Raw genomic sequence first — 7,844 nt, forward strand, 5'->3', positions numbered from 1 at the left:
GCGCGGGCGGGCGCATCTCGCTCTACAACCACAACCGCTCGGTGCACCTGATCGCGGACGTGGCCGGGTGGTTCCCGGTCGGGTCGGACTACCACGGCCTGACCCCCGCCAGGGCGCTGGACACCCGGTCCGCGGGCGGCGCGGTGGGCGCGCGGCGGTCGGTGGACGTGCCGGTGACCGGCTTCGCGGGCGTGCCCACGACCGGGGTCGGCGCGGTGGTGGTGAACCTGACCGGCACCGAGCCGACGGCGAGCACCTACGTCAGCGCCTACCCGGCGGGGGAGCCCGTGCCGCTGGCGAGCAACCTCAACCTGACCGCCGGGCAGACCGCGCCGAACCTGGCGATCGTCAAGCTCGGGGCGGACGGCCGGATCTCGCTCTACAACAACAACGGCGCCACCCACCTGGTCGTGGACGTGCTGGGCTGGATCGCGACCGGGGCCGACCTGGCGCCGCTGTCACCGTCGCGGCTGCTCGACACCCGCGAGGACCGGGCGGTCGGACCGCGCACGTCGATCCAGGTGCCCGTGCTCGGTCGCGGCGGCGTGCCCGCCGAGGGCGTCGCGGCGGTCGTGCTCAACCTGACCGGCACCGAACCCACGGCGAACACCTACGTCACCGCCTTCCCCAGCGGCGAGCCGCTCCCGGTCGCCAGCAACCTCAACCTCACCCCGGGCCAGACCGCGCCCAACCTGGTGATCGTCAAGGTCGGGGCGAACGGCACGGTGTCGCTCTACAACAACAACGGCGCGACTCACCTGGTCGTGGACGTGTTCGGCTGGATCTCCACCGGCGTCACGGCCACCGTGGCCAAGCCGGACACCACCGAGGTCGTGCCGCCGCAGCAGGTGGTGTCCGTGACGCCGGACGGCCTGACCATGACCGGTCCCGCGCCCGCGGTGGGCGAGGTGGTCTTCGCCCAGCCCGACGACCGCAACCCCGGCGGGCTGCTGGGCCGGGTCACCGAGGTGACGACCTCCGGTGGCAGCACCACCGTGCGCACCACCCCGGTCCGCGTCGACGAGGCGTTCCCGTCCGGGTCGGTCCAGGGCAGCGTGGACACCCGCGCGCCGACCGCCGCCGGGCTGCTGGCGGGCAGGGCCGTGCAGGACGGCGCCATCCCGCTCAGCTCGGCCGCCGCCGGCGTGGACTGCGGTGGTCGGCCGCTGACCGTGTCGGTCGACCTCACCGTGCAGGCCCGGGTCGTCCTGGACGTCGCGTGGGGCGCGGGCGGGCTGGAGCGGTTCTCGTTGACCGCGGAAGCCGAGCTGCACGGGTCGGTCGGGTTCACCGCGGGCTTCGCCGCCGAGTGCGACTTCCCGGTGGGGCCGACGATCCCGCTGCCGCCCGTGTGGGGGTTCGTGCCGAAGCTGACGCCGGTCGTCCAGGCGAAGTTCGAGGCCGGGGTCGGGCTCAGCGCGCAGCTCTCCGCGACGGTCCGCTTCGGCGCCGTACTCGCCGCCGGGCAGCAAGGCGTGCGGTGGATCCGCGAGGCGAACGTGACCGGGTCGATGACGCCGCCGTCCGACGCCTCCTCGGCCACCCTGCGCGCCACGTTCGGGCCGCGCGTGCAGCTCGCGTTCGGCGGGGTCGCCGGGCCGTCGCTGCTGGCGGGGGCGTTCCTGGAGACGAAGATCAGCCCGACCGCGAACCCGTGGTGGACGGTCGACGCGGGGGCGAGCGCGGAGGCGAGCCTGGACGTCGACTTCTGGTTCCTGCGCGCGAGCTACACCCTCGCCAGGGCCGACTTCCTGCGCTACACCCTCACCTCGGCGGGCGGCGCCTGGCCGGGACCGCGGATCGCGGGCACCCGCCTGCCGTCCGCGCAGCGGTCGCTGCCGTACTCGACGACCGTCACCGCCCAGGGCGGCACGGCGCCGGTGGTGCTGACCGTGGTCGACGGGGCGTTGCCACCGGGCTTGTCGTTCACCGGCGGCACGATCGGCGGCACGCCGACGCAGGTCGGCCGGTCGCAGTTCACCGTACGGGCGCGGGACGCCCAGGGCCGCACGGCCACCGGCACGTTCACGATCACCGTGCTGGCGCCGGGCGGCGCGGGCACGATCCCGCTGCCCGGTGCGCCCGACCCGCGCGCGTTCACCCTGACCGGTGGCTACATCGACGACCTCGGTCCCAGCGGCGAAACCCTCTACTGCGCCTGGAACCTGACGACGCGCGCCTACGACGCCAGTTACCTGCAACGCGACGGCAGTCGGACGCCCGCGGTGTCCCCGCTGTGCCAGATGACGTCGTACCCGGGGGTGCCGCGCGGCAACCAGCAGCGCTTGCTCACCTGGGGCGCCAACGGCTGGTCCTACGGGAAGGTCTACGACCCGGATCACAGCTTGGACGGTGCACAGGTCCGCGGGTACGGCCCTGACGGGGCGCAGCGGTGGTCCGCCACCTACCAGCGCGTCCAGCTCCTCCACCTGACCCCGGACGGATCGCAGCTGATCGTCCAGTCGGACTACCACTTCCACGTGCTCGACTCGGCTACCGGGAACCAGCTGTACGCCATCGACTACCCGAACAACAGCCTTTACGGCGCGCTCCGCTCGGTTTGGCAGGACCACCTCGTCATCGGTCAGCTGGAGTTCTTCAACCGCGTCGACGGCAGCCGCGACGGCGGCTACTCGCTGTCCGGGTCCGGCAGCCAGACCGTCGCCGGCCCCGAGGATTCGGCCCTCAACGGGAATGCGTTCGACCGCATCGCGAACACGCCCATCGCCTGCGGTACCGAGGTGCGCCGCGGCGGGCGGAACGGGCTCGTGTGGTCGGTGCGCGTGCCCGCGGCCTATCCCGCGTGTTCGGCGCAGGCGATCTCCGCGGACGGCGTCGGCGGCGGGTACGTGGTGCAGTACGTCGACCACCAGGCCCGGTTCACCCGCATCACGCCCGCGGGCGCGGTGGCCTGGACCCGGGACGTGACCGGAGCACTGGGCCGCTACCACGTGTCCTCCAGCGGCCCCTACACGATCGACGCCACTATGGACCACGTCGTCGACGCCCACGGCCGGCTCGCCTACTGGGTCGTCCGCGACCAGCCGTGCACCGGCGAGGACGGCACGCAGGCCACCTGTTCCTCCGTGCAGGTCGTCGTCCTCGACGCGAACGGCGCGCTCCTGCTTGACCGCACCTTCTCCCGCTACGGCTGGACCGCGCGCGTCCTGCGCGTGCTGGGCGGCTTCGGCCAGCTCTACCTCGGCCTGGAGTGGCAACGCCCCGGCGGCGACACCTACCCCGAGGTCCGCTCGCTGCCGGTCCCGTTCGACGGCGACTGGTCGATGACCCGCCAGCACCGGGAACAACCGTGACAACCGGGTGAATCCGCGCGCAATCGCCCAGGGCGGAGCAGATCGGTCATCCGCGACCACCCGCGGGGTGGAGTTCGTCGGCACGCCCTCGCGCCGGGGCAGGCGGCTAGGATCCGCACACGCGGGGCGGCTTCCCGGCCGTGCCGCGCCGGACTTCACCCCCGGTGGGTGGAAGGGGTGGTTGTCGTGCCCGACCGCGGTGAGCGCATCGTCGGCGTGCTGGAGGAGGCCTTCGCGGACCTGATGGCCGCCGACCCGGCCGCGTTCCGGCACAAGTTCCGCAAGATGGCGGCCGAGCCGTTCGCGTTCTACCGCGGCAGCGCCTGCCTGTTCTACGCCGACATGGCCGGTGCGCCCGACGACTGGACGGACGACCGCACCAGCCGCGTGTGGATCCAGGGCGACCTGCACGCGCAGAACTTCGGCACCTACCTCAACTCCGAGGGCACGCTGGTGTTCGACGTCAACGACTTCGACGAGGCCTACCTCGGCGCCTACACCTGGGACCTGAAGCGGTTCGCGGCCAGCATGGCGTTGCTGGGGTGGCGCAAGGCGTTGCCGGACAGCACCATCGGTGAGCTGGTGCGGGCCTACGTGCGCGCGTACGTGGCGCAGGTCCGGGCGTTCGCGGAGAAGCCGGGGGACGAGCTGTTCAGCCTGGGCCTGGGCAACACCGAAGGCGTGCTGCACCAGGTGCTGCTGCGGGCGCGGCTGGCCACGCGGATCGGGTTGCTGGACGAGAAGACCGTGATCGTGGACTACGAGCGCCGGTTCCGCCGCGACCGACCGGGCACCAGGGACGTGACGCCGGAGGAGCGCGCGGCCGTCGAACGCGCCTACGAGTCCTATTTGGACACGATCCCGCAGGGGAAGCGCGCGAACAGCCTCACCTACGCGGTGAAGGACGTGGTGGGGCGCAGCGGGTTCGGCATCGGGTCGGCGGGGCTGCACGCCTACAACATCCTGGTCGAGGGGCGCACCGAGGCGTTGGAGAACGACGTGGTGCTGTCGATGAAGCAGGCCAACGTCGCGGCGCCGAGCCGGGTCGTGCCCGACGAGCGCATCCGGGAGTACTTCACCGACCACGGCCACCGCACCGCGGTCTCGCAGCGGGCGTTGCAGGCGCACGCCGACCCGTGGCTCGGGCACACGCGGATGGACGGGGTCGGGTACGTGGTGGCCGAGCTGTCGCCCTACGAGGCGGACCTGGACTGGTCGGACCTGACCGAGCCGGCCGACATGCTGCCGGTGCTGGACTACCTCGGCCGCGCCACCGCGAAGATGCACTGCGTGGCGGACGAGGACTCCGAGCAGACCCTGGTCGACTTCCAGTGCGAGGAAGCGATCGCGTCCGCCATCGGGGACCGCGAGGACGAGTTCGCGGACTCGCTCGTCGACTTCGCCCTGCGCTACGCCGGGCAGACCCGCGAGGACCACCGGCTGTTCGTGGACGCCTTCCGCGACGGCCGGATCAAGGGCGTCGTCTCGACGGCCTAGGTCGCGCGCTGCCCGGTCGGACCGGACCGCCGAACCGGTCCCCGGGTGGTGGCACGGCGGGTGACACGATGACCGCCATGACGACGGTGACCCCGCTCCTGCCGGACGACCGTGCCGCGTGGGAGGAGTTGGCGCGCGGCTATAAGGCGTTCTACCGGACCGAGGTGGACGACGAGGGCTACGCGCGGGCGTGGGACCGGCTGCTGGCCGGCGACGAGGTGCACGGGCTGGCCGCGCGCTCGGACGGCGTGGTCGTCGGGATCGCGCACCACCTGTTCCACGCGAACGTCTGGTCCGGGGGCGCGTGCTACCTCCAGGACCTGTACGTGGCCGAGCACGCCCGCGGCCTCGGAGCCGGACGGGCCCTGATCGAGGCCGTGGCCGACGCCGCCCGCGCCCGCGGTGTCGCCCGGCTCTACTGGAACACGCTGCACGACAACGCGGCGGCCCGCGCGCTCTACGACGACGTCGCCGTGCACCGCGGCTTCCTGGTGTACGAGTACCCGATCGCCTGAACGTCCACCACGAACACCGGTCCGGCGGCGCGCGCTTGACGTTGACACCGTGACAAGGTCTTCACTGGGCTCAGGAGGTGGTCCCCCATGAACCCGACCCCCGGGAAGTCACCGGACCCGCGCCTGCTCGACGCGTTGGGCGCGGTAGACGTGTCGACGCGGCTCCAGGCGGTGATGGCGGCCGGCACGCACCCCCACCCCGACCTGGTGGACGCGCTCGCGGAGATGCCGGGGACCGTCGCGCACGACGCCCTGCGGCGGTTGACCCACGACGACGACCGGGCCGTCGCCCTGACCGCCTCGGCCCTCCTGGGCGTGCTGGAACACCGGACCGACTGAACGAGGGTGACGCCGCCCGACGTCCGTGCTCCCGGACGCCCGTCAGGTGGCCCGCGGAAGTTTTTCCGGACCTTTTCGGCCGGTGATGTCGATCCGGGCCGGTGCCGTTCGTGGAAGAGGTGAGAGCGGACGATCGAGACACCGGGAGACGGCGATGAGGGCAGGACGACGCGAGTGGTGGGGCCTGGCGGTGCTGGCGCTGCCGACGCTGCTGCTGTCACTGGACATGAGCGTGCTGCACCTGGCGGTCCCGCACCTGGCCGCCGACCTGCGGCCCAGCAGCACCCAACTGCTGTGGATCATCGACATCTACGGGTTCATGGTCGCCGGGTTCCTGGTCACGATGGGCACCCTGGGTGACCGGATCGGCCGGCGGAAGCTGCTGATGACCGGCGGCGCGGCCTTCGGCCTGGCGTCGGTCGTGGCGGCGTTCAGCACGAGCCCGGAGATGCTGATCGCGGCGCGGGCCGTGCTGGGGATCGCCGGGGCGACGTTGATGCCGTCCACGCTGGCGCTGATCAGCAACATGTTCCAGGACGCGAAGCAGCGCGGCACCGCGATCGCGGTGTGGATGAGCTGCTTCATGGGCGGCATGGTGATCGGGCCGGTGGTCGGCGGCGTGCTGCTGGAGCACTTCCGGTGGGGCTCGGTGTTCCTGATGGCCGTGCCGGTCATGGTCCTGCTGCTGGCCACCGCGCCGAAGCTGCTGCCGGAGTACCGCGACACCACCGCCGGGCGGCTGGACCTGGCCAGCGTCGGGCTGTCGCTGGGCGCGATCCTGCCGATCGTCTACGCCCTGAAGGAGACGGCCAAGGACGGCGTGTCGGTGGTCAAGGTGCTCGTCCTCGCCGTGGGCGTGGCGTTCGGCGTGGCGTTCGTCCGCCGCCAGCGCGGCCTGGCCGACCCGATGCTCGACCTGCGCCTGTTCCGGGTGCGGGCGTTCAGCGCGGCGGTGAGCATCATGCTGGTCGGCGCGTTGACCATGGGCGGGGTGTTCCTGCTGGTCAGCCAGTACCTCCAGCTGGTCGCCGGGCTGACCGCGGTGCAGGCGGGGCTCTGGCTGGTGCCGCAGGCCGGTGCGGTGGTGGTCGGGTCGCTGATCGCGCCGCGGCTGGCGCGGCGGTTCCGGCCCGAGTTCGTGCTCGGTTTCGGGATGCTGGTCGCGGCCTGCGGGATCGTGCTGTTCACCCAGGCCACCGGTGCCGGCGGGGTCGCGTTCGTGGTGGCGGGCATGTCGATCGCGAGCTTCGGGATGGGACCGCAGGGCGTGCTGTGCACGGAGATGGTGGTCAGCTCCGTCCCGCCGCGCAAGGCCGGTGCCGCGTCCGCGATGTCGGAGACCAGCGCCGAGTTCGGCATCGCCATGGGGATCGCGGTGTTCGGCAGCATCGGCACGGCCGTCTACCGCGACGAGGTCGTCGTGCCCGCGCAGGTGCCCGCCGAGGCCGCCGCCCAGGCGGGCGACAGCATGGTCGGCGCGCTGCGGGCGGCGGGCACGCTCCCCGGCCCGCTGGCGGACGGCGTGCTGGCCACCGCGCGGGACGCCTTCTCGTCCGGGCTGCACACCGTCGCCGTCATCGGTGCCGCCGTCGTGGTGGTGTTCGCGGTGGTCGGCATGGTCGCGCTGCGCAGGGCCCGCCCGGCGGGTGCCGAAGCGCCGGTCCCCGTTCTGGAGCACCGCTGAGCGCCGTCCACATGCGAATCAGGCGAATTCGTTCCCGGTGCACGGTTGGTCGGTTTTCGCTGGTGCCCACCGGATTGGATGCGTCGAACCACCGGACGGCCGCGGAACGCCTTCGCTAGCCTCTGGTCACGTTCGACGGAACCGGGAGAGCACGTGGTGCGTCAGCTTCGTGCAGGGGAGAGGGGTGTCGGGTGACTGAGCCAGGACTGACACCGGAACAGCGCCAGGCACGGATCGGCGAACTGCGACAACAGGCGGATCAGGCGATGGCCGGGCTGCGCGCGCAGTTGGCGGCCGTGCAGCAGGCACAGGGGCAGGCGCTGGCCGGCGGTGCCGAGGCGACCTCGCGCGACGGGGCCGTCAGGGTGACCGTCGACGCCACGGGCGTGGTGACGGGGTTGGCGTTCGCGCCGTCCGCGCTCGCGTCCACGCCGGAGAAGCTGGCGGCGGCCACGGTGGCGACCATCCAGAAGGCCGCCGCGCAGGCGCGCGCCA

6 protein-coding genes are annotated in these 7,844 nt (G+C 72.6%); all 6 read left to right on the forward strand.

The features are described 5' to 3' along the window. Window positions 1–3,314 (forward strand): Ig domain-containing protein (locus AB0G02_RS23445; protein ID WP_360797606.1); only part of this gene is annotated, 3,314 nt, incomplete at its 5' end. A gap of 168 nt (window positions 3,315–3,482) precedes the next feature. Next, window positions 3,483–4,811: a DUF2252 domain-containing protein gene (locus tag AB0G02_RS23450; RefSeq protein ID WP_360797607.1), complete on the forward strand. Its 1,329-nt coding sequence runs from the start codon at window positions 3,483–3,485 to the stop codon at window positions 4,809–4,811. 77 nt (window positions 4,812–4,888) lie between these two features. After that, window positions 4,889–5,326, forward strand: coding sequence for a GNAT family N-acetyltransferase (locus tag AB0G02_RS23455; protein WP_360797608.1), 438 nt, complete (start codon window positions 4,889–4,891; stop codon window positions 5,324–5,326). 87 nt (window positions 5,327–5,413) lie between these two features. Further along, complete coding sequence (locus AB0G02_RS23460) at window positions 5,414–5,665, forward strand: hypothetical protein (RefSeq protein ID WP_360797609.1); 252 nt, start codon at window positions 5,414–5,416, stop codon at window positions 5,663–5,665. 154 nt (window positions 5,666–5,819) lie between these two features. Next, entirely contained in the window at window positions 5,820–7,349 is a 1,530-nt protein-coding gene (locus tag AB0G02_RS23465; RefSeq protein WP_360797610.1) for an MFS transporter, read from the forward strand. A gap of 191 nt (window positions 7,350–7,540) precedes the next feature. Next, window positions 7,541–7,844, forward strand: a 304-nt coding sequence (locus AB0G02_RS23470; RefSeq protein WP_360797611.1) for a YbaB/EbfC family nucleoid-associated protein, incomplete at its 3' end; no start/stop codon positions are given.

Source organism: Actinosynnema sp. NPDC023658, from assembly GCF_040639995.1.
Taxonomy (GTDB): Bacteria; Actinomycetota; Actinomycetes; order Mycobacteriales; family Pseudonocardiaceae; genus Actinosynnema.

Coding starts and splice junctions, on each gene's coding strand:
- AB0G02_RS23455 (WP_360797608.1), top strand. CDS start 4,889: ATGACGACGGTGACCCCGCTCCTGCCGGACGACCGTGCCGCGTGGGAG.
- AB0G02_RS23460 (WP_360797609.1), top strand. CDS start 5,414: ATGAACCCGACCCCCGGGAAGTCACCGGACCCGCGCCTGCTCGACGCG.
- AB0G02_RS23465 (WP_360797610.1), top strand. CDS start 5,820: ATGAGGGCAGGACGACGCGAGTGGTGGGGCCTGGCGGTGCTGGCGCTG.